This window comes from Bradyrhizobium sp. MV1.5, from assembly GCF_055807615.1.
On sequence record NZ_JBVVPL010000046.1, the window covers coordinates 1 to 22,522 of the forward strand.

Sequence of the window (22,522 nt, forward strand, 5' to 3'; positions counted from 1 at the left end):
TTTTCCTGCGTGTGCTTTTCGCGCAGCGGACCGCGGGTGCGAGGTCAGCACCCGGCCTTCCCTGCGCCCTCTTGGATTTGAGGGTGGAGCGACCAATCAAAGCTCGGGCGAAACGCGCCGCGAGGATGCGAGCGCATGTCTGTCGCCTCGCGCTCGGTGTCATCGTCCGGGCAGGCGGACGATCCCGTATCCCAGAGACGCCTGTGATGGAATCGAGACGCCGCGGCGTACTGGATTCCCGCTTGCCGCCTCACAATCGGGCCGCAGATGCTGGAGCCGGAACCTCACAACTTCTCACAACTCCAAACGGGTGTCTCGCGGTCGCCGCTGCTAGTCAGTGCACGACCGATCAACGAGGGAGCAGCACCATGAAACGGATCATCGATCAGCACCGGCGCCAGTTTTTCGGCGTCGCCGCGGGAACCGTCGCCGTCGGCCTCGGCGTGATCGGCCTCGCCCGCGCCGAATCGGAAGCGCCGCGCTCTTCCGCGACGAATGCGTCGTTCGGCGCGATCAAGCAGATTGATGCCGGCGTCCTCAATGTCGGCTACGCGGAAGCCGGTCCTGCGAACGGCCCCGTCGCAATCCTGCTGCATGGCTGGCCCTACGACATTCACGCCTTCGTCGACGTCGCGCCGATCCTGGCAAAGGCCGGCTATCGCGTCATCATTCCCTATCTGCGCGGCTACGGCTCGACCCACTTCCTCTCCGCCGAGACGCCGCGCAACGGCGAGCCTGCCGCAATGGCCGCCGACATCATCGCGCTGATGGACAAGCTCGACATCAAGAAGGCTGTTGTCGCCGGTTTCGATTGGGGCGCGCGCACTGCCGACATCATCGCCGCACTGTGGCCGGATCGCTGCCGCGCGCTGGTCTCGGTCAGCGGCTATCTGATCTCCAGCCAGGCCGCGGGCAACGCGCCGCTGCCGCCGTCGGCCGAGCTGCTGTGGTGGTACCAGTTCTATTTCTCGACCGAGCGCGGCCGCGCCGGATACGAGAAATACACCCATGATTTCGCCAAGCTGATCTGGAAGCTGGCTTCGCCGCAGTGGAAGTTCGACGACGCCACTTTCGACCGCAGCGCGGCGGCGCTGGACAACAAGGATCACGTCGCGATCACGATCCACAATTACCGCTGGCGGCTCGGGCTCGCCCAGGGCGAAGCGAAATACGAGGAGCTCGAAAAGAAACTTGCGGCAGCTCCGGTGATCGGCGTCCCAACCATCACGATGGAAGGCGACGCCAATGGCGCGCCGCATCCCGATCCAAGCGCCTATGCCAAGAAGTTCTCCGGCCGGTACGACTTCCGCCTGATTACCGGCGGCATCGGCCACAATCTGCCGCAGGAAGCCCCAGAAGCGTTTGCCAAGGCCGTCGTCGACGCCGACGGCGGCGCCTGACTAGCTATTCCGCCGCAACCATCTGCTGCGTGCGCCACTGGCCGAGCAGGGCGCGCAGCGAAGCCGGCTTCACCGGCTTGTTGAGCACCGCGACCTTTTCGTCGCGCGCAGCCATTTGCACGGCGGGGCTGCGGTCGGCGGTGATCAGGATCGCGGGGATGCCGTCGCCGAAGCGGCGGCGGATGTCGCGGATCGCGGCGATGCCGTTGCCGCGGTCGAGGTGATAATCGACCAGCAGGCCGGTCACGCGGCGGCCGGCAGTTTCGATCGCGGCGATCGCGCCCTCGGGATCGGCCACCGCGATCACTTCGGCGTCCCAGGCCTTCAGCAGCGTGCGCATGCCGTCGAGGATCGCGGCGTCGTTCTCGATGCAGACGATCAGGGTCCCCGAGATCGAGGTGCGTGCGAGCGGCGTCGCGCTGGTCACGGCCGCGGTGTGGGTGATCGCCTTCGCCGTCGGCACCGTCACGGAAAACACCGAGCCGCCGCCGACATTGGAATCGATGGCGATGCCGTGGTTGAGCACGCGCGCCAACCGCTCGACGATCGACAGGCCAAGGCCGAGGCCGCGGGCGATCCGCGCGCCCTGCTCGAGGCGGTGGAATTCCTTGAAGATCTCGCCGCGCTTGACCGTCGGGATGCCGACGCCGGTGTCGTAGACGCAGATCTTGAGCGAGGCGCCGCGGCGCCGGCAGCCGACCAGCACGCGCCCGCGCGGGGTATATTTGATCGCGTTGGAGATCAGGTTCTGGAGCAGCCGCCGCAGCAGGAGACGATCCGACTCGACCGGCAGCGAGCACGGCACGAACACGAGCGCCAGATTCTTGGCGCGTGCGATCGGCGCGAACTCGATCTCCAGCGAGCGCATCAGGTCGGCCATCTTGAAGCTCGAGATCGAGGTCGTCATCGCGCCGGCGTCGAGCCTGGAAATGTCGAGCAGCGCGCCGAGGATCTCCTCGATCGCCTGGAGCGATTCGTCGATGTTCTCGACCAGCCGCGTCTCCTCGCCGCTGTGCTGACGCTCGACCAGGCTCGTGACATAGAGCCGCGCCGCGTTCAGCGGCTGGAGAATGTCGTGGCTGGCGGCGGCGAGAAAGCGCGTCTTGGAGATGCTGGCGTCTTCGGCCGCGCTCTTGGCCAGCGCCAGCTCGGAATTCAGCAGGGTCAGCTCCTCGGTGCGGTCGCGCACCCGCTTTTCCAGCGTCGCATTGGCGCGCTCCAGCGCTTCGGCCGCCTCGAAACTGGGCGTAACGTCGGTGAAGGTGATGACGAAGCCGCCGCCGGGCATGCGGTTGGTCAAGATCTCGATGACCATGTGACGATCGGGCAGGCGTTCGAGATAAGGCTCGCCATCGGTGGTGTAGGCCGCGAGCCTGCGCGCCAGCATGGCCTCGCGGTCGATGGGATCCGCCGGCTCGCTCACGCTCATGAATTCCAGGATTTCACGCAACGGCGTGCCGAACTGGATGAAATGCGGGGGAACGTTGAGGAGATCGCCGAACTGCCTGTTGGAGCAGATCAGTTGCAGATCGGCATCGAACACCGCGATGCCCTGGCGCACATGGTTGAGCGCGGTCTGGAGGATCTCGCGGTTGAAATGAAGCGCCGCATGGGAATCGTCGAGCAGCTTGAGCGCAGCCTTGGCGGAGACCGTCCGTTTGCGCAGCAGCAGCGACATCACCAGACGCGAGGAGGCCGCACCGATCGAGGAGGCGATCAGGTGCTCGGCGTGCTGCAGCAGCTCGAAATCGGCGGGTGCCCCGGACTCCAGCCGCACATTGCGCCGCGCGGAGAATGCCTCGAACGAATGCCGCGCGCGGTCAGGCCCGAGATATTGCGCCACCGTGGTCTGGATGTCCTGCACCGTGACGGTGGTGCGCCAGCGCCGGAAGTTCGGGGAAATCGGCGCGAGCGTGTTGGGGACGAACAGATCGGCCTGCACTAGCTCGATCGAAGACGGCCGGCGCGCCAGCGACAGCAGCACATAGGTGAGGACGTTGAGCGACAGCGACCAGACCACCCCGTGCATCAGCGGCGGCAAATCGGCGCCGAACAGCGCCTGCGGCCGCAGCGCCTCGATTCCGAACGGGCCGTGCTGGAGCAGCAGGATGCCGGCCGTCGAAGTATCCATGAAGCTCGGGATGAACAGCGTGTAGAGCCACACCGCGAAGCCGACCAGCATGCCGCCGATCGCGCCGCGCGCGGTCGCGCGCCGCCACAGCAGTCCGCCGAAGAAGCTCGGTGCAAGCTGGGCGATGGCGGCAAAAGACAGCAGACCGATCGCCACAAGCTGGGTGTTGCCGAGCGCGCGGTAGTAGAAATAGGCCATCACCATGATGGCGAAGATCGCGAGCCGGCGCGAGCGCAGCAGGAAGTCGCTGAAATCGGCGCCGCCGGTGCGCCCCTCGGGCCGTCGTTGCAGTACCAGGGGCACCACGAGATCGTTCGAGACCATGATGGAGAGCGCGACGCATTCGACGATCACCATCGCGGTCGCCGCCGACAGGCCGCCGACAAAGACGGCGACGCTCAGCAGATCCGCGCCGCCCTCCATCGGCAGCGCCAGCACGTACATATCAGGATCGGCGGCGCCGAACGGGAAGCTGACGAGGCCGGCGAACGCGATCGGGATCACGAACAGATTGATGGCGACGAGATAGAGCGGAAACAGCCAGCGCGCGCGGCCGACTTCGGCGTCCGAGGAATTCTCCACCACGCTGACGTGGAACTGGCGCGGCAGCAGCATGATCGCGCACAGCGACAGCAGCGTCATGGTCAGGAAGTTGCCGATCGACGGCGAATAGTTGATGACGCGCACCGCCTCCGGTGTCTTCATCGCGCGCTCGATCAATTCGTGCGGCGAGAACATCCAGAACGTGACGAAGATGCCCGCGGCGAGGAAGGCGACCAGCTTGATGATGGATTCGGTCGCGACCGCCAGCATCAGGCCGTGCTGGTGCTCGGTGGCGTCGGTCTGCCGCGTGCCGAACAGCACGGCAAAGGCCGCCATCGCCAGCGTCACCATCAGCGCCACGTCGCCGAAGATCGGGATGTGGGAGAAGGCCTGGTCTTCGCTCAGGATGGTTTCGAGCGAGGAGGCGACCGCCTTGAGCTGGAGCGCGATGTAGGGCACCGAGCCGATGATGGCGATCAGCGCGACGGTTGCCGCCACCGCCTGGCTCTTGCCGTAGCGCGCGCCGATGAAGTCGGCAATCGAGGTGATGTTGTGGGCCTTCGCGAGCTGGATCACGCGGCGGAGGACGCCGGCCCCTAACCCGATCATCAGGATCGGGCCGACATAGATCGCGAGGAAGTCGGTGGAGGTGCGGGTGGCGAAGCCGACCGAGCCGAAGAAGGTCCAGGAGGTGCAGTAGATCGCCAGCGACAGCGGATAGATCAGCCCCGAGGCGCGGCCGCGCCCGGCCGGCCTGCGGCGGTCGCCATGGCTCGCCACCAAGAACAGAAAGCCGATATAGCCGAAGGCGGCGGCGATCACGCCCCAATCGTGCAGCATGACGAGCGTGCTTCTCCCGGTGGCGCGCTGGCCGCGCCCGATCTCATTTTCGCTGTAAATCTAGCGCGTTGGACGGGTGGAGGCGACAGCGAAATGCCGTGTGGGTGCGGGAACCGGGGTTGTCGTTAAGCGGTGCTGCCCCAAAAGCTGCGCTGCCTCGGGCTCACCGAGAGAGTCCCTGCGTGGTACCCCCCTCCCTGACCCTCCCCACAAGGGGGGAGGGAACGGAGAGAGCGTCCGCGTTGCAGGAAATTCGAGACCGACCCTTACACTGTGCGGCTACCGACGTAAGGGAGGCCAAACTCCTCGCTCCCTCCCCCCCTTGTGGGGGAGGGTGGGGAGGGGGGTAGCTCCGGTGACGGTGAAACTTAGATCGAAGAGAAGGCGAAGAATCCTACTCCGCCGCCAGCGACTTCTCGCGGAGCGGCAGACCCAGTCGGTCCCAGACCTGCAGCAGGGCTTCGGCGAGCTGATCGATCAGGCCGTCGTCGTGATAGGGCGAGGGCGTGATGCGCAGGCGTTCGGAGCCCTTGGCGACCGTCGGATAGTTGATCGGCTGGATGTAGATGCCGTGCTGCTCGAGCAGGAGGTCGGAGGCCTGCTTGCACTTCTCGGCATCGCCGATGAACAGCGGGACGATATGTGTGTCGCTCGACATCACCGGCAGGCCGGCGGCGTTGAGGATCGCCTTGACCCGGGCGGCGCGATCCTGGTGACGCTCGCGCTCCCAGCTCGACGTCTTCAGATGCTTGATCGCGGCGGTCGCGGCCGAGCAGATCGCCGGCGGCAGCGCGGTGGTGAAGATGAAGCCCGGCGCATAGGAGCGCACGGCGTCGATGGTCTGACCGTTGGCGGCGATGTAGCCGCCGAGGCAGCCGAACGCCTTGGCGAGCGTGCCCTCGAGAATGTCGATGCGATGCATCACGCCGTCGCGCTCGGCGATGCCGCCGCCGCGCGGACCGTACATGCCGACGGCGTGGACCTCGTCGACATAGGTCATCGCGCCGTACTTCTCGGCGAGGTCGCAGATCTTGGCGAGCGGTGCGATGTCGCCGTCCATCGAATAAAGGCTCTCGCACGCGATCAGCTTGGGCCGGCTCGGGCCCGCAGCCTTCAACAGCGCTTCGAGATCGGCGAGGTCGTTGTGGCGGAACACGACCCGCTCGCATCCGGACTGGCGGATGCCCTCGATCATCGAATTGTGGTTGAGCTCGTCCGACAGGATCAGGCAGTTCGGAATGAGCTTCGCGATGGTCGCGATGCCGGTCTGGTTCGAGACGTAGCCGGACGTGAAGAGCAGCGAGGCTTCCTTGCCATGGAGATCGGCGAGCTCGGCCTCGAGCTGCACCAGCGGATGATGCGTGCCGGCGATATTGCGGGTGCCGCCGGCGCCGGTGCCGACGCGGGTCGCGGTCTCGACCATCGCGCCCACCACCTTCGGGTGCTGGCCCATGCCGAGATAATCGTTGGAGCACCAGATCACGACGTCGCGCTTGCCCTTGGGCGAGTGCCAGAGCGCATGCGGGAACCGGCCGGCGATGCGCTCGAGATCGGCGAACACGCGATAGCGCCGCTCGGTGTGGAGACGATCAAGGGCGGAATTGAAGAACTGGGCGTAATCCATCGTCAAACCTGCAGCGGAACCGACCAAAGACCCGCATATGCTTAGAGCTTTTCCAGCTCCAATGTCTATGCGCTATCCCACATTTGGACCTGCGGGACATCTGGGCAAAATGCCCTATCGTGCGATTTGAAACTTGATCCGGATCAAGTTCGCGCGAGATGCAATGTTGCTCTGCACCATCCGCTGAATTGAAGTCGGCGCTCAGGTCGTCCTGAACTGCAACACGCCGTCCGTCGTCTCGGCCGTCAGCCGGCCCTCGACGATCATGTAATTGACGTGGGCGACCAGTTCGCCGGCGGCGAAACCCATCTGGTGTTCGTCCAGCACGTGCTTGTTGAACACCACGGGCACCAAGGCGCGCGAGGTCTGCGGCACCTCGCGGCAGGCTTCCGCGATCAGGCGGCAGCGCTCCTCGTGGTGATCGGCGAGTTGCTTGATGCGGGTCTTCAGTCCGTAGAACGGCACGCCGTGGCCGGGCAGCACCAGCACGTCATAGGGCAGCGTGGTGGTGAGGCTGGCGAGCGAGGCCAGATATTCGCCGAGCGAGTTCTGGTCGGGTTCGACCGCCCACACGCTGACGTTCGGCGAGATCTTGCTCAGCACCTGGTCGGCCGAGAGGAACAGCTTGTCGTCGGCGCAATACAGCATCACCTGGTCGAGCGCGTGACCGCCGCCGGTGATCACCTTGAAGCGGCGCGTGCCGATCACGACGTCCTCGCCATGCGAGATGCGGCGGTAGGACGGCGGCAACACCGAGACGCGCTTGAGATAGTCCTGGCCGCGGCCGAGCAGTTTTTCGGTGAGCGACTCGTCCATGCCGTGGCGGCGGAAGAACAGCCGCTGCGCCTCCTTCCGCTCCTCGGTGCCGCGGTTCTGGTGATAGACCGATTGCAGATATTCGACCTGCGACATCACCAGCGGGCAGTTGAACCGCTCGACGATCCACCCGGCCAGACCGACATGATCGGGATGGGAATGGGTCACGATCAGGCGCGTGATGTTGACGCCCTTCAACGGCCCGTCGAACAGCTTCGTCCAGGCTTCGATGGTCTCCTCATTGCCGAAGCCGGCGTCGATCATGGCGTAGCCGTCGCCGTCGGCGAGCAGGTAGATGTTCACATGGTTGAGGCGGAACGGCAGCTTCAACCGCGCCCACAACACGCCCGGCTTCACCTCGACGACCTCTTCGGGGCCGGGATGCTGTTCCCAGGGATAGCGCAGGGCGTCGGCGGAGGACTGCACGGTGTCGGTCTTTGCGTTCATGCTACCGGCTTAAACCCGCCGCTCCCTCCGCGCCAGCCGAAAAAGGACGCTGGCGCGGCCCGCATAGCGGTCATTCCGGGCTACGGAACGACCTCTTACGCCGCCCGCATGTTGTTGAGGAACGCGTCGATCTCTCCGCGCAGCATGTCGGCTTCGCGGCGGAGCGCGTCGGAGGCGCCGAGCACTTCGTTCGCCGCTGCGCCGGCTTCCGCCGAAGCCGTGGAGACGCCGACGATGTTGCTGGAGACCTCGCTGGTGCCGCCGGCCGCATGCTGGATGTTGCGGGCGATCTCGCGTGTGGCCGCGCCTTGTTCCTCGACCGCGGCGGCGATCGTCGTGGTGACGTCGTTGATCTCGCCGATGATCCGGCCGATGCCCTGGATGGCGCCGACCGCCGAAGTCGTCACCGACTGCATGCTGGCGATCTGGTTCCGGATCTCCTCCGTCGCCTTGGCGGTCTGGCTTGCCAAGCTCTTCACCTCGGAGGCGACCACCGCGAAGCCACGACCGGCTTCGCCCGCGCGCGCCGCCTCGATGGTGGCGTTGAGCGCCAGCAGATTGGTCTGCGAGGCGATGGTCTGGATCAGGTCGACCACGACGCTGATGCGGCTCGCGCTGTCGGCGAGGCTCTGCACCGTGGCGTCGGTCGCGCCGGCTTCGTCGACCGCCTTCCTGGCGATCGCGGCCGAGGTGACGACCTGCTTGCTGATCTCCTCGATCGAGGACGAGAGCTGCTCGGTACCTGACGATACGGTCTGCACGTTGACCGAGGTCTCTTCGGCCGCGGAGGCAACCGCGTTCACCAGCGCATTGGACTGGTCTGCCGTGGTCGACATGCTCTGCGCGGTCGATTGCATCGAATTGGCTGACTGCGCGAGATTGTCGAGTGCGGAGCGCACCGTGCTCTCGAAGTCTGCAATCTTCGCCTCCATCTGCGCCGCACGCTCGGCCTTGGCGACGCGATCCCTGTCCTGCTCGCTCGCAAGCGCCCGGGCTTCGATCATGCTGTCGCGGAACACCGTCAGCGTTTCCTTCATCGCGCCGATCTCGTCGTTCTGCCGGGAGCGGACGATCTCGGTGTCGAGGTCGCCGGCCGAGAGCAATTGCATGGCGCGTTGAAGCTCGCGAATGCGGCGGAGGATGTTGCGACCGACATAGAGCCAGACGAACAGCGCCGAGCCGACCAGCATCAGTGCGCCGAGTGCCAGCATCGCGGTGGTCGCGAGCGAGATCTCATGCCGCGCCTGGAAGGTCGACGCGTTGGTCTCCTTCTGCACGCCCTCGACCAGCTGCTGCACGCTGATGCCGAGGCCGACATTGAGCTTGCGGGTCTCGTCCAGGATGGTCTGGCCGTAGTCGATCGCGTCGAGCTCCTTCTGGCGGATCTTGAACACGCCGGACTTGCCTTCACCGAAGGCGAACAGCTTTTGCACGGTGTCGCGCACCGCTTGCATCGAGGCCATGTTCGGCAGGTCCTCGAGGTTCGACTTGACGCGGTCGCGCGTCGCCTTGAACTCTTTCTCGATCGCCTCCAGCGTATCGCTGTTGTTGGCCGACAGCGCCGCCATCATGTCGGCGGCCATCAGATTGCCGTTGGCGGAGATGGTCGCGACCTGGGAGACGGTGCGGGCGGCTTCGGTGGCATCGTCGGCGGAAACTTCCGCCGCGCCGAGGATCGCGTTCAGGCGCGTCTGCGCATCCAGCATGGCAGGACCGGCCGCACCGACGAAGGTGAGCTGTGCCTTGCGGAGCGCTTCATATTGCTTGTCATGCAGCGCGCCGGCATCGAGCCGTTCGCGCGCGGCCGACACCAGGCTCTGGGTCGCCTCGTCGATGCTCTTGGCGGTGTCGCGCAACGCGGTTGCGACCTGCTTGTCGGCGCCGAGCTCGATGATCTCGCCAAGCTTGGCCATGGCGAGCTGCTGGATCTCCTGCACCTTCTTGGTGCGTTCGTTCAGCGCCTCATCGGACGGCGACGCCAGGAGGCCCGGCCCCTGCGCCGCGAGCGTTGCGCTTTGCGATGCGAGTTGAAGGCTGGCGGAAAGGCGCGGGATGTCGCGGCCGCTCAGGTCCATCATGGTGCTGCCGAGATGGTTGAAGACGAAGCCGGCGCCGGCTGCAATCACGAGGCCCATGCCCGCGATCACCGCGAAGGCCGTGAACAGGCTGCCGCGCACGCCCCATGTCGGCATTTTGAAACGAGGCCGGATACCACCAAGCAAACGGCCAAGGCCCAGACGGATCGCCATCGAAATTCCCCCACGCGTGATCTTATGTTTTCGCCGCGGAGTATCCTCGGGCCAGGTTAAAAAATCGCAAGTTGCTCAATCGCTTGGGTGCGTTCCGCACAGCTAAAAAAGAAGGGCCGGCAATGATGCCGGCCCTTCCATCACGATAAGGTCTTGGTAACCGTTCAGTAGCGCGCGACCGCCGAGTTGGCCCAGTTGAAGCGGTAGTTGACGCCCGCCTTGATGGTGTGGTCGTCGGTGGTGAAGTTGCCGGTTCCCGCCAGCGGGCCCGCGGTGAAGTGCGCGTCGCCGAAATTGTAGTACTGGTACTCGGCCTTGGCCGACCAGTTCGGCGCGAACATGTATTCGAGGCCGGCGCCGACGGTGTAGCCGTTGCGGTGGTCGCCGCTAATGATGAAGCCGGTCGGCACGCCGCCGACGGTCACCTTCTCGTTGTTGTCAGAATAGGCGTAGCCGCCCTTCACGTAGACCAGGCCCGGACCCCAGGTGTAGCCGACGCGGCCGGTGATCGAGCCGAGACCGCGCTGGTCGTTGGTGTAGGCGACGCCACCCGGGAACACCGCGCCGACGCTGCCGGAGAGCCAGGAATACTGGCCTTCGACGCCGACGACGAAGTTCGGGTTGAACTGCCAGTCCGCACCGGCCTGCAAGCCGCCGAGGAAACGGCCGTTGCCGTTATTGCCGGTGGAGAGGCCGCTGAAATTGTTGTCGCTGGAGAACGCGCCGCCGACATGGCCGCCGATATAGAAGCCGGTCCAGTTGTAGATCGGCGCGGCATAGGCGGGCGCGGGCGACTTATAGTAATTGCGGTTACCGAGATCGGCACCGACCGCCGGTGCGGCAGCGCCCACCACGAGCAGCGCAACGGTCGCAAACAGAATCTTCTTCATAGTCCAAACTCCAACACTTAGGTCCCCGGCAGGCGCGCTTTCCGCGCCGTCGTTGGTTCTGCAGATAGCTCGCTTTTGACGAAAATGCTGTCACATGCATGGCACAACGGCAGCCAACCTAACTTATTGGGCCGTAAATGATTTTCGTGCTTAATGGCGGCTTAAGAAGTGGTGAAGGAACGCTTAACCCAGCGCTATCAGAATAACTTGTGCGCGCATCTCGTTAACCAAGACGGCGCAGTGCCTCATCGCGCATCTGTTCGCGGAATGCCGCGCGCTTTGCGGGCCGGTCTTCCTCGCGCACGTCATGACGATCGAAGACGTCGAACTTCTCCAGGATCGGATAGCGCTCGCTCGCCATTGCCAGCACGCGCAGCACTTTGGTCGCCGACGGTGTCGGGCCGCTCACTTCCCAGCGCCGGATAGTGTCGGCGCCGCCCTTCTCCGGCAATCCGCAAAGCCGGGCCATGTCGGCAGCGGTGAGCTTGCGCTCGAGGACGTCTGAGAGATCGTTGCGGAGTTGCTTCAGTTCGGGGCCGGTCATGTCGCCTCAATACGCGAAGTCGATGAGGTGAATGCACTAGCGCTGATTCGGGTCCATCCGAAGGCGAGGCATGCGAGAGGGCGGGCGTGCTAGTCGTGCGACCGCTCCCCGGCACCTGCGCCCGCGCACGGCGTTATGAACGGCTGCCTATAGGAATCCTCCACGGAATGAACAGATGGCAAGGGGCCCACAGAATGAAGGGATCAGCCATGACAAGCATCAAATCCGCCATTGCCGCCCTCGTCACCGTCGGGTTGCTTGCCGCGCCGTTCGCGGCTGAAGCCAAGAAGCACCGGTCAAGCCGATCTTACAGCACCGGCGTGGTGGCTCCGGGCTATGGGAGCGCCGGATCGTTGGCAGCACAGCCCAGAGCCTACGGGTCGAGCGGACAGTCGGTCGGGACGGTCACGGCGCCATCGATCGGCACGTATAATTGGCCGTCGGTCGGCGTGACCAACGCAGTCCCGACCTGGAACAACACCAACCCGCCCGTGAGGTAGCCGCTCCAGGCATTTCGGATCGTTCAGGGACAGCGCGCCCCCGGATCCTAAATTCCCCGGCCGGCCTGTTGGCCGATCACGCAGCGCCACCCGGCGAGACGCTCGGCCGGATGCTGGTTCATCCATTCGGCGAGCTGTGGCGCACCCATCAGGCACGATTGCATCGAGACGTCGGCGAAGTCGGATGTGGTGACGGTTTGCTCATGACAGTTCGCTGGAGAGGCGAGGTTGCAGAGCACGGCGATGATCTTGATCACGCGAGGTTGCCTCCGTCGCCGCGACGTGCAGAGGCTCCGCTTGATTGCTCGCTCACCGGATCAGCCGGCGGGAAGATACTGTCGTAGATCGCGCGCGCTTCCTGGATGAGGCGAATGCGCTCGCGCTCGGATTTCGAGACAAACTCAATAACCTGGCCCATGTCGGCTCCAATTAGATCCTCAATCCATCATCACATGATGGGAATCATTTCATACGGATGTGGGGTGCCGGCTTCGGCTTTGCAGCCGTGCGGGCGGTCACGTGGGATAAAAAGGCCGTGAGCATTCCGTTCCTGAGGTGGAGCGGGATACCTTCAGCGCCGCGCCGATCTCACGGTGCATCCGTTCGGCCGGGACCGCTTCGCAGCATCGTGATGAAGAGTTGAGCCCCGCGGGATGATGGCACTGCGGCACATTTTCTAGCGCGTGGAGTTGTAAGGTCACTCAGTGCACGGGCGCCTTGACGACATTGAGAAACGCGCCCGAAAGGATCAGCCATGACAAGAACGAAACGGTTCATTGCTGCACTTATTGCGCTCGGCTTGGCCGCCGCGCCACTTGCTGTAAACGCACAAACATCGGGGACGGGTACACCAAGCAGCACGAGCGGACGCACCGGAGCGCCGGTACAGCAAGGGACTATTGGAAGTTCCGGGCAGACTGTCGGGACCGTGACAGCGCCGTCGGTCGGAACGTCGAACCAGCCCTCCGTCGGCGTAACGAACTCAGTCCCCACCTGGAACAACACGAATCCCCGACCGAAGTAGCCGCGATCGGCTGACTTACGCTGCCGGCGCGCGCTCCTTGCGCCCCGGCACCGCCGCGAGCAGTTCGCGCGTATAGGCATGTTCGGGCGCGGCGAACAGCTGCGCCGTCGGCTTCAACTCGACGATGACGCCGCGCTGCATCACCGCAATGCGGTCGCAGATTTGCGCCGCAACGCGCAGATCGTGGGTGATGAACAGCATCGAGAGGCCGAGGCGGGCCTTGAGGTCTTCGAGGAGCCTCAGGACCTGCGCCTGCACGGAGACGTCGAGCGCGGAGACGGCCTCGTCCGCGACGATGATCTCGGGCTCAAGCGCGAGCGCGCGCGCAATGCCGATGCGCTGGCGCTGGCCGCCGGAGAATTCATGCGGATAGCGCTCGAGCGCGCCGGCATCGAGGCCGACCATCTTGAGGAGATCGCGGGCGCGGTCGAACGCGACTTTCGGATCGGTGCCGGCCGCGATCGGGCCGTCTGCGATGATATGACCGACCTTGCGGCGCGGATTGAGCGAAGCGAACGGATCCTGGAAGATCATCTGGATGCGATGGCGCTCGGCGCGTAGCGCCTTGCCCGAGAGCTTTGTGAGATCGGTCTCGCCGATCCGAACGGTGCCGCGGTCGGCCTCGATCAGCCGCATCACGAGGCGGGCCACCGACGATTTGCCGGAACCGGATTCGCCGACCAGGCCGAGCGTCTCGCCCTTGAGAATCGTGAAGTTGACTTCGCGCGCGGCATCGACGCGGCGGTCCTCGCGAAACCAGCCGCCCGAGGTGACGTAGGTCTTGTCCAGTCCGATCACCTCGACCGCCTTGGCCTGGTCGTCGAGGGGGGCGCGGGCGGGCGGGTCCATCGAGGGCACGGCGGCGAGCAGCGCCTTGGTGTAGTCGTGCTGCGGCGCGTTGAAGACCGCCGAGGCGGGGCCTTCCTCGACCACCTTGCCATGGCGCAACACGGCGACCTGGTCGGCGATGTCGGCGACGACGCCGAAATCATGGGTGATGAACATCACCGCCATGTTGCGATTGCGCTGGAGGTTGCGGATCAGTTTGAGGATCTGCGCCTGCGTGGTGACGTCGAGCGCGGTGGTCGGCTCGTCCGCGACCAGCACCGCCGGTTCGAGCGCGAGCGCCATCGCGATCATGGCGCGCTGGCGCTGGCCGCCAGAGAGCTGGTGCGGATAGGCGCGCACGATGCGCTCGGGGTCGGGCAGGCCGACCTCGCGCGCCAGCGACAGCGCCTTGGCGCGCCGCTCCTTCGGCGTGAGCAGGCCGTGCGCCTCGAACATCTCCGCCATCTGGTCGCCGATCCGCATCAACGGATTGAGCGCGGTCATCGGCTCCTGAAAGATCATCGCGAGCCGTCGGCCGCGCAGATCGCGCCAGCCGTCGTCGTCGAGTTTGAGCAGGTCGCGGCCTTCGAACCGGATTTCGCCGGAGGTGACGGTGACCGTGTCAGGCAATAGACCCATCAGCGCATGCGCGCACATCGATTTGCCGGAGCCGGATTCGCCGACGACGCAGACGATCTTGCCGGGCCTCAAATCGAGCGAGACGCCGTCGACCGCGAATGGCCGTTCCGCCCCCTTGGGCAATGCGATCCGCAGATTCTTGATGCAGACGGCGGGCGGTGCGGTCATGATCAGCGGCCCTCCCGCGACAGGCGCGGATTGAGCGCGTCGTTGAGGCCTTCGCCGATCAAATTGAGCCCGAGCACCGAAATCAGGATCGCGACACCGGGAAACACGGTGATCCACCAGGCCTGGCGGATCACGGTGCGGCCGGCGCCGACCATGTAGCCCCAGGAGATCAGGTTGGGATCGCCGAGGCCGAGGAACGCCAGCGAGGATTCCAGCAGGATCGCGGTCGCTACCATCAGTGAGGCCAGCACGATCACCGGCGACAACGTGTTCGGCAGGATTTCGCGCAGGATGATCCAGGTGTTGCTCTGGCCCGTGACTATGGCGGCCTGCACATACTCCCGCGTGCGCAGCGACAGCACCTCGCCGCGGACGAGGCGCGCGACCGGCGGCCAGCTTACCAGCGCAATCGAGGCGACGATCGAATAGATCGAGGGCTGCAGGATCGCGACCAGCACGATCGCGAGCGCAAAGCTCGGAATGGTCTGGAAGAACTCGGTGAAGCGCATCAGGGCGTCGTCGACCCTGCCGCCGAAATAGCCGGCCATGGCGCCGATGGGAACGCCGACGACCAGCGCCACCAGGGTGGAGACCATGCCGACGAGCAGCGAGACGCGTGCGCCAAAGATCATGCCGGCGAACACGTCGCGACCGAGTGCGTCGGTGCCGAGCGGCACGGTCGCGAGCGTGAACGGCGGCAGGAACGGCCGCTGCACCATGCGCCAGGGCGAGTTCGGGAACAGCATCGGACCGAACAAGGCGACCGAGATCGCAAGGAGCAGGATGATGAGCCCAATGACGCCGCTCGGGCTCCTCAGCATCGATTTCCAGAACTGTTTCATGTGGTGAATTCGATGCGCGGGTCGACCAGCCGATAGACCAGATCGGTGATGAGGTTGAAGATCAGCACCATGGCGGAGCAGATCACGAAGACGCCGAGCAGCAGATTGTAGTCGCGCTGCAGCAGGGCGTCGTACATCAGGCGCCCGATGCCGGGCCAGGCGAACACGGTCTCGGTGATGACGGCGCCGCCGATCAGGGTGCCGGAGTGGACGCCGGCGAGCGTCACGACGGGCAGCAGCGCATTGCGCAGCACATGACGGCGCTGGATCACGGCGTCGGACAGGCCTTTGGCGCGCGCGGTCTTGACGAAATCGAGACGCTTCACCTCCAGCATCGAGGCGCGCGTCATGCGGGTGTAGGTCGCCATGAAGAACAGGCCGAGCGTCATTGCCGGCATGACCAGGTGCCTTGCGACGTCGACCACATGGGCAGGGCCGGTGAGATTGGCTCCGACCGTCTCGTAGCCGAAGCTCGGCAGCCAATCGACAGTGACCGAGAACAGCAGGATGCCCATCAGCGCCACCCAGAAAATAGGCATGGCGTAGAAGATCAGCGCGAAGATCGTGATGGCGGTATCGAGCCAAGTCCCCGCGAAGCGCGCCGCGAATGTGCCGAACAGGATGCCGAGCACCAGTGAGATCGCGAACGCCGTCAGCGTGAGCAGAAGCGTCGCCGGCAGCCGTTCCAGAATCAGCTTCGCGACCGGCGCCTGCTGGCGAAAGGAGAAGCCGAGGTCGAGCGTCACGACGCCCTTGACGTAGACGAAGAGCTGCTCGGGCAGCGGCTTGTCGAGGCCGAACTTCTCCCTGAGCTGCTGAACGAAGATCTGGTCGCTGGCGCCGGCCTCGCCCGCCATCACGACCGCGGGATCGCCGGGCGCGAGCCGGATCAGGAAGAAATTGAGGACGACGATCGCAAGCAGGACGATCACGCCCTTCACGACACGCTGAGCGACGAAGGAGAGCATTGTTAGGTGGCGATCAAATCAGGTTGAACGCAGCGGCAGTCGCGGTGCGCCCCCTCCCCCGCCCGGGGGTTGGGGTTGGGTTGGGTTTATTTCCGCTGTGGTTTGCCCACGTGTCTCCAACCCTCCCCGGCTCCGGTATTGGCGCTTCGCGACCTCTCCCGCAAGCGGGAGAGGTAAGAGGAGCTTGGAACGCCTGTCATTACTTGTCGAGCCATGCGTCCTTGAAGCCGTCATTGACCCCGATGCCGGTGGTGATCAGGTTCTTGACCTTGCAGCGCATGATGGTCGGGAATTGCAGCTCGAGCATCCAGGCCACCGGCACGTCCTCGACCAGGATCTTCTGCGCCTTCTCGTAGATCTCCTTGCGCTTGGAGTCGGGCGTTGCCACCGCGCCGTCGGCGAACAGCTTGTCGATCTCCGGGTTGGAGTAACCCTCGACGTTGTTGAACACCTGGCCCTTGGCGATGGCGCTGGAAACGTAGTTGCGGCCGACGCCGAGTGCGGGGTCGCCGTACTGGTAGAGATAGGTGAAAGCGATGTCGTAGTCCCAGTCGCCGATCTTCTGGTTGCCGCCGGCGACGTCGGTGGCGATGGTCTCGATGTTCATGCCGACGTCCTGGAGGTTCTGCTTCACGGCTTCACCCCAGCGCTGCCAGGTCTCGCCATAGGCGAGCGGCAGAAGGCGGATCTTCTCGCCCTTGTAACCGGCTTCCTTCAGCAGCGCCTTGGCCTTGGCCGGATCGTACGGATATTTCGGCACGTCGCTGGTATAGTATTTGATGGTCGATGCGGACGGGCCGGTCGCAACCTTGCCGAGCCCGTTCCAGATCACGTCCTTGGCGAAGTCGCGGTCGATCGCAAACATGACCGCCTGCCGCACCCGCTTGTCGGCGAGCGGACCCTGGCGGTTGTTGAGCCACAGCCAGGCCAGCGGCGAGAAGAACTCCCAGCCGGCGCCGGTGACGCAGGTGTCCTTCAGCTTGGACAGCCGCGGCACGTCGAAATTCTCGACCGAGCCGCCGGGCAGCACGTCGACCTTGCCGGTCTCATATGCCACCGAGCGCGCCGCGGCATCGGGAATGATCTGCCAGTAGATCTCGTCGAGATAGGGCTTGCCCTTCTCGTAATAGTTCGGGTTCTTGACCAGGCGGATGAAGGAGCCCTTCTGCCATTCCTTGAACATGAAGGGGCCGGTGCCGACAGGGGCGTTGTTGTAGGGATTGGTCTTCCAGTCGGTGCCCTCATAGAGATGCTTCGGCACCATCGGCATCGAGCCGACCTCGAAGATGCCGAGGAACGGACCGAACGGCTGCTTCAGCGTGAACACCACCGTGTAGTCGTCGGGAGCCTCGACCTTGTCGACCTGCGCGAGGTTGTTGCGGGCGCGCGCATGCGTCTGTTTCAGCATCTCGAGCGAGAACAGCACGTCGGCGGCGGTGAAGGGCTTGCCGTCATGCCAGGTCACGCCCTTCCTGAGCTTGAACGTATAGGTTTTTGCGTCCTCGCTGACGCTCCAGCTCTCGGCGAGCTCCGGCTGGGGTTCGAGCTTGGGGCTGTAGCGAAGCAGGCCCTCGAAAATGTTGCCCGAGACCATCTGCACCGGGCCGTTCTGGACCATCGCCAGCATCAGGCCGGGCGGCTCGGGCTGAATCACGGCGTTGATCGCTCCACCCGCTTTCGGCTCTTGCGCCAGCGCCGGGGCCGCGAGGCCGCAAGCCAGGAGGACACCAAGCAACACTCGTTTTGACATGTCGTATCTTTCTCAAGCGAGACCAGCGCAAACGCTTCGCACGTCGTGGCGCGCAAAGCTACGGCCGGCCCATCCCAGTCCCCATCCGGGATCGAGGCTCACACGGTCTCATTCGGCGCCGCAAGATGAAAGTCTCGACAATGTTCGCACAAAAAATGTACAGCGCGTCCTGTTATGGCGTTTGACGGCCAAACCGGCGCCGGCGCGCCGCGCGGCTTCAGGAGGGCCGCAGCACCCGTTGCAACTCGGCAAGCGCGTCCGCGAGTTGCTCCCGGTGCGCGATGTCGTCCTTGGGGATGGCCGCGACACTGCCCGCGAGCTCGCGCAGGATCCCGGCGAGCAAGCCGAAATTGAGGTGCAGGTGCACCGATTTGCGTTCGTCCGCCGTGCCCGGTTGCTGCAGCACCAGCGCAACGCCGCTGCCGTCGAGTCGTGCCTCGAACCGCGATGAATGCCCGAACGTGCCGACATAGAATTTGTCGGGATATTCGAGTGCGATCTCTGCCTTGTCGGGAACCGGCTTGGACATGTGAGCCTCATTGATGTCAGGCTATTCTGGCCGGGAATAAACCTGGCCACCTTGCGATAGGTCAGAGGCGGGCTCGCTCCCGATTTGATTCGGATCAAAGCCGGGCTGCGGCTTCTGCGATCTGATGGCAGGACGCATGAAGTTTCCGCGTGCCCGGTCAACTGCGAGTGCATCGGCAATGAACGTCCATTCCACCATTCCCGAAGCCGATTCAGGCGATATCACCATCTCTCTCGCGGACGAGGCGTCGGCACGTTGCGCGCAATTGCTCGGCGATGCCGGCCTCAGGCTGACGCGCCACCGCCTGGCGCTCGGCCAAATGCTGTTTCTCCGCCCTCATCGTCATGTGACAGCGGAGGGGCTTTATGAAGAAGCGACGGCCGCCAATCTGCGGCTGTCGCTTGCGACCGTCTACAACACGCTGAACCAGTTCACCGAAGCCGGCCTATTGCGCCGGATCGCAGCCGACGGCATCAAGTCGTTCTTCGACACCGACACGTCCGTGCATCCGCATTTCTACCTCGAAGGCGAGGATGTGCTGGTCGACGTCACCGACGGCCTGACCTTCACCAGGATCCCCGAAGCGCTCCCGGGTCACGAGATCGCGCGACTCGACGTTGTCGTCCATCTGCGGCGGAAGCGCGACGTAGACCCGGCATGACGATCGTCTAGCGCAAGCCGGCCCGCCGGAATCCTTCCAGATAGTGCTCGCGGTCGGCCTCGTTGGCCCATGGCAATTGCGTCGAAATCCAGTGCAGCGAGATGTTGGGCTGGGTGCGGCGGAGCTCGCCCAGCGCCATCTCCGCAAGCACGCCGTCGCCGGTCATGCCGGCAGAAACCGCCAGCACGCGGTAGGCGCCGGTGAGGTCGCCGCGGTGGCGGATCGCCTCCCGCGCGAGCGCGATGGCTTCGCCATAGCGCCGCTCGGTGAAGCGGGCATAGCCGGCGATGCCGTGATAGATCGCCAGGGATGGATCGCGCGGCGAGAGCCGCATTGCCCTCTGCGCTGCCTCGAATGAATCCTTCGGCCGCCCGGCATAGGACAGCGCCAGTGCGTAATAGCCCTGCGCCAGCGAGAAGTTCGGATTGAGCGCCAGCGCCTGCTCGAACTCGGACAGTGCGTCCGCAAGCCTTCGCGTCGAGAAGTAGACGCTGCCGAGCGCGGCGTGCGCCCAGGCGTCCTCGTGGTCGCAGCGCACCGCGGCGAGCGCGGCGGCTTCCGCCACCGGCGCCACCACGGCAAGCTCGGCCCAGCCGAGATGCACGCCGAACATGTGGTTCGCCGCGAGCACCGACAGCGCCTGGCCGTAATTCGGATCGATCCCGATCGCGCGTTCGAGCAGCGCCTGCGCGGCCTCGTGATCCTGCCGCGTCACGCGCCAGTAATGCGACAGCGCCCGCATCAGGAGATCCCAGGCATCCAGGCTCGCGGGGGGCTTGCGATGGGCGCGAAAACTTTCCGCCGCATGAATCTGCGGCTCGATCGCCGCGGCGATCGCGTTGGTGATTTCGTCCTGCACGGCGAACACGTCGACCAGCTCGCGGTCGTAGCGCTCGGCCCAGAGATGGCTGCCGGTTGTGGCGTCGTTGAGCTGCGCCGTGATGCGTACCCGGTTGTCCGACTTGCGCACGCTGCCTTCGACGACGTAGCGGACGCCGAGTTCCTCGGCGATCTGCCGGATGTGGACCGCGCGCCCCTTGTAGGTAAAGGACGAGTTGCGGGCGATCACCATGAACCAGCGCTGCTTCGACAGCGCGGTGAGGATGTCCTCGCTGATGCCGTCGCCGAAATAGTCCTGTGCGGGATCGCCGCTCATGTTCTCGAAAGCGAGCACCGCGACCGCCGGACGGTCCGCCAGGGCGCGCGGCAGGGCAGCGGCGGGTTGCGTGGGGGCGGTCGCGACTGCCGCTTCTTCCCGGACCTCGCCGACGAAACGAAAGCCTTTTCGCGGAATGGTCTTGATCAGCCGCTGGCTCGCACCGTCGTCGCCGAGCGCCTTGCGGGCGGCGTTGATCCGGCTGTTCAGGGCGGAATCCGAGATGATCCGATCGCTCCAGATCTGGCTGATCAGGTCATCCTTGCTGACCACACGGGTGCGCTGCGCCACCAGATAGAGCAGGAGATCGAACACCTGCGGCTGCAACGGCACGGCGGCTCCGCTGCAGGTGAGTTCCCGCAGGTCGCCGTCGAGCACGTTGTTTTCAAAGCAAAATCGCACGTTTTTGTCGTCTCAAGCAAAAATCAAAGTCGTCTCAGGCGAAAATCAACCGTCCGCGAAAGTCCTGGGACCTCGGGTGCGGCATGGTGCAGCGACCAATGAAGTGCCGGCGTTTTGGCACAACGGAGCTGCTTATGACCCAAATTGATCATCAGGTTCATCCTATCGCCCCCGTTGCGGGCTCACGCATTTTCAAGTTCATCGCCTTTCTGTACGGAATTGCGGCGTATCTCGTGTTTTTCGTCACCATTCTCTACGCCATCGGCTTCGTCATGGGGCTGGTGGTGCCGAAGACCATCGACACCGGGACCGACACGCCCGTGGCCGAGGCCGTCATCATCAATCTGCTCCTGATGGCCCTGTTTGCGGTCCAGCACAGCGTGATGGCGCGGCGGCAATTCAAGGCCTGGTGGACGCAGTACGTCCCCAAGCCGGTCGAGCGCAGCACCTATGTGCTGTTTGCGAGCCTGTCATTGCTCCTCCTGTTCTGGCAGTGGCGCCCGCTGCCCACGGTCATATGGGAGGTCGCGAACCCGGATCTTGCTGTGACGATCGTCACGCTGTCGCTGGTAGGCTGGGTCCTGGTGTTTACCTCGACCTTCATCATCAATCATTTCGAGCTGTTCGGATTGCATCAGGTGACCAATCATCTCGTCGGCAAGGAAGCGTCGCCGCCGCGATTCAAGACGCCGCTGCTCTACAAATTCGTCCGTCATCCGATCTATCTCGGCTTCATCATCGCGTTCTGGGCGGCGCCGGTCATGACCGCGGGCCATCTGCTGTTCGCCGCCGTGACCACGCTCTACATCTTCGTTGGCATCGCGCTGGAGGAGCACGATCTCATCGATCTCTTCGGCGACGAGTACCGGCAGTACAAACAACGGGTGTCGATGCTTATTCCCTGGCGCAAGTCGGTATAGCTTGCGCGTCTTTCCGTCGCGTCCGCCGAAAGGAGGATGCGCGGCGGCGCCGAGGCGCGTATCGGAGCTTGCCGGACGCAACCTTCAACGCTTCTCGGGGTGATCCCCTCACCCCGACGTTACCTGCGCGAGCGAAGCTCGTCGCGACCCCGCATTCGTTTTGCCGAGTTATCGGCAAACAGGAGCGGGGAGAGGAATCTAAACAATCATCAACGGAGACGACCTAATGAAACATGTTGGAAGCTGCTTCTGTGGCGCGATCACGATCGAGGTCACAGGCGCGCCGGAAGCGATGGGCTATTGCCATTGCAGCTCGTGCCGCTCGTGGTCGGGCGGTCCGGTGAACGCCTTCAGTCTGTGGAAGCCCGAGGCCGTGCGCATCACCGAAGGTGCTCAGAATGTCGAGACCTTTGCGAAGACGCCGCTCAGCCAGCGCAAATATTGCAAGAAGTGCGGCGGTCATCTCATGACCAACCATCCCCCGCTCGGCCTGGTCGACGTCTTCACTGCCACCATCCCCACGCTCGCGTTTGCGCCCGGCGTCCACGTCAATTACGCCGAGACGGTGCTGCCGATGCGCGACGGCCTGCCCAAGCTCAAGGATTTCCCGGCCGAGTTCGGCGGCAGCGGCGAGATGATGCAGGAGTAGCG

The 22,522-nt window shown here is 64.6% G+C and carries 20 protein-coding genes; 6 read left to right on the forward strand and 14 right to left on the reverse strand.

The features are described 5' to 3' along the window. Positions 1-368: 368 nt before the first annotated feature. Positions 369-1,400, forward strand: a complete 1,032-nt coding sequence (locus AC0L2J_RS29545) for an alpha/beta fold hydrolase (protein WP_473395366.1) — start codon at positions 369-371, stop codon at positions 1,398-1,400. 4 nt (positions 1,401-1,404) lie between these two features. Here AC0L2J_RS29545 and AC0L2J_RS29550 read toward each other — a convergent pair whose 3' ends face one another. The 6 genes from AC0L2J_RS29550 to AC0L2J_RS29575 all read right to left on the reverse strand — a co-directional run bounded on the left by AC0L2J_RS29550 (position 1,405) and on the right by AC0L2J_RS29575 (position 11,484). Further along, complete coding sequence (locus AC0L2J_RS29550; protein ID WP_063994572.1) at positions 1,405-4,914, reverse strand: PAS domain-containing hybrid sensor histidine kinase/response regulator; 3,510 nt, start codon at positions 4,912-4,914, stop codon at positions 1,405-1,407. Between the two features lie 394 nt (positions 4,915-5,308). Beyond that, the gene (gene hemA / locus AC0L2J_RS29555) at positions 5,309-6,538 is read right to left on the reverse strand and encodes a 5-aminolevulinate synthase (RefSeq protein WP_473395367.1); all 1,230 of its coding nucleotides are present in this window, start codon (positions 6,536-6,538) and stop codon (positions 5,309-5,311) included. A 201-nt stretch (positions 6,539-6,739) separates the two neighbouring features. Continuing rightward, positions 6,740-7,801 carry an MBL fold metallo-hydrolase gene (locus tag AC0L2J_RS29560; protein WP_007605106.1) on the reverse strand — a complete coding sequence of 354 codons (1,062 nt, stop codon included), beginning with the start codon at positions 7,799-7,801 and terminating at the stop codon, positions 6,740-6,742. A 95-nt stretch (positions 7,802-7,896) separates the two neighbouring features. Beyond that, positions 7,897-10,050 (reverse strand): methyl-accepting chemotaxis protein, encoded by a 2,154-nt coding sequence (locus tag AC0L2J_RS29565; RefSeq protein WP_473395368.1) that lies wholly within the window; start codon positions 10,048-10,050, stop codon positions 7,897-7,899. A 164-nt stretch (positions 10,051-10,214) separates the two neighbouring features. Continuing rightward, positions 10,215-10,940: an outer membrane protein gene (locus tag AC0L2J_RS29570; protein ID WP_007605111.1), complete on the reverse strand. Its 726-nt coding sequence runs from the start codon at positions 10,938-10,940 to the stop codon at positions 10,215-10,217. 223 nt (positions 10,941-11,163) lie between these two features. Beyond that, positions 11,164-11,484, reverse strand: coding sequence for a hypothetical protein (locus AC0L2J_RS29575; RefSeq protein WP_007605113.1), 321 nt, complete (start codon positions 11,482-11,484; stop codon positions 11,164-11,166). A 209-nt stretch (positions 11,485-11,693) separates the two neighbouring features. Here AC0L2J_RS29575 and AC0L2J_RS29580 point away from each other — a divergent pair, with 209 nt between their 5' ends. Beyond that, the gene (locus AC0L2J_RS29580; RefSeq protein WP_007605115.1) at positions 11,694-11,984 is read left to right on the forward strand and encodes a hypothetical protein; all 291 of its coding nucleotides are present in this window, start codon (positions 11,694-11,696) and stop codon (positions 11,982-11,984) included. Between the two features lie 47 nt (positions 11,985-12,031). Here AC0L2J_RS29580 and AC0L2J_RS29585 read toward each other — a convergent pair whose 3' ends face one another. Next, complete coding sequence (locus tag AC0L2J_RS29585) at positions 12,032-12,241, reverse strand: hypothetical protein (protein WP_007605116.1); 210 nt, start codon at positions 12,239-12,241, stop codon at positions 12,032-12,034. Further along, positions 12,238-12,402, reverse strand: coding sequence for a hypothetical protein (locus AC0L2J_RS29590; protein WP_473248163.1), 165 nt, complete (start codon positions 12,400-12,402; stop codon positions 12,238-12,240). Before AC0L2J_RS29590 ends, AC0L2J_RS29585 begins: the two co-directional genes overlap by 4 nt. A 336-nt stretch (positions 12,403-12,738) precedes the next feature. Here AC0L2J_RS29590 and AC0L2J_RS29595 point away from each other — a divergent pair, with 336 nt between their 5' ends. After that, a complete protein-coding gene (locus AC0L2J_RS29595; RefSeq protein ID WP_007605118.1) occupies positions 12,739-13,008 on the forward strand; it encodes a hypothetical protein in 270 nt (89 codons plus the stop codon). Positions 13,009-13,023: 15 nt separating this feature from the next. On the opposite strand, the gene AC0L2J_RS29600 is transcribed toward AC0L2J_RS29595, so the two are convergent. From AC0L2J_RS29600 to AC0L2J_RS29620, 5 genes are all read right to left on the reverse strand, one after another. Then, positions 13,024-14,643, reverse strand: a complete 1,620-nt coding sequence (locus tag AC0L2J_RS29600) for an ABC transporter ATP-binding protein (RefSeq protein ID WP_473395369.1) — start codon at positions 14,641-14,643, stop codon at positions 13,024-13,026. A gap of 2 nt (positions 14,644-14,645) precedes the next feature. Beyond that, a complete protein-coding gene (locus tag AC0L2J_RS29605) occupies positions 14,646-15,485 on the reverse strand; it encodes an ABC transporter permease (RefSeq protein ID WP_063994576.1) in 840 nt (279 codons plus the stop codon). Then, positions 15,482-16,453: an ABC transporter permease gene (locus AC0L2J_RS29610; RefSeq protein WP_007605120.1), complete on the reverse strand. Its 972-nt coding sequence runs from the start codon at positions 16,451-16,453 to the stop codon at positions 15,482-15,484. The genes AC0L2J_RS29605 and AC0L2J_RS29610 overlap by 4 nt, the downstream gene beginning before the upstream one ends. 199 nt (positions 16,454-16,652) lie before the next feature. Then, on the reverse strand, positions 16,653-18,203 hold the full coding sequence (locus AC0L2J_RS29615; RefSeq protein ID WP_007605122.1) for an ABC transporter substrate-binding protein: 1,551 nt from the start codon (positions 18,201-18,203) through the stop codon (positions 16,653-16,655). Positions 18,204-18,420: 217 nt separating this feature from the next. Continuing rightward, complete coding sequence (locus AC0L2J_RS29620) at positions 18,421-18,732, reverse strand: hypothetical protein (protein WP_007605124.1); 312 nt, start codon at positions 18,730-18,732, stop codon at positions 18,421-18,423. A 178-nt stretch (positions 18,733-18,910) separates the two neighbouring features. On the opposite strand from AC0L2J_RS29620, the gene irr reads away from it, so the two are divergent. After that, entirely contained in the window at positions 18,911-19,393 is a 483-nt protein-coding gene (gene irr, locus AC0L2J_RS29625) for a Fur family transcriptional regulator Irr (protein WP_063994578.1), read from the forward strand. A gap of 7 nt (positions 19,394-19,400) precedes the next feature. Here irr and AC0L2J_RS29630 read toward each other — a convergent pair whose 3' ends face one another. Further along, a complete protein-coding gene (locus AC0L2J_RS29630) occupies positions 19,401-20,951 on the reverse strand; it encodes a winged helix-turn-helix domain-containing protein (protein WP_473395370.1) in 1,551 nt (516 codons plus the stop codon). A gap of 134 nt (positions 20,952-21,085) precedes the next feature. Here AC0L2J_RS29630 and mddA point away from each other — a divergent pair, with 134 nt between their 5' ends. Further along, positions 21,086-21,871 (forward strand): methanethiol S-methyltransferase, encoded by a 786-nt coding sequence (gene mddA, locus AC0L2J_RS29635; RefSeq protein ID WP_063994579.1) that lies wholly within the window; start codon positions 21,086-21,088, stop codon positions 21,869-21,871. Positions 21,872-22,097: 226 nt separating this feature from the next. Beyond that, the gene (locus AC0L2J_RS29640; RefSeq protein ID WP_473395371.1) at positions 22,098-22,520 is read left to right on the forward strand and encodes a GFA family protein; all 423 of its coding nucleotides are present in this window, start codon (positions 22,098-22,100) and stop codon (positions 22,518-22,520) included. Positions 22,521-22,522: the final 2 nt, after the last annotated feature.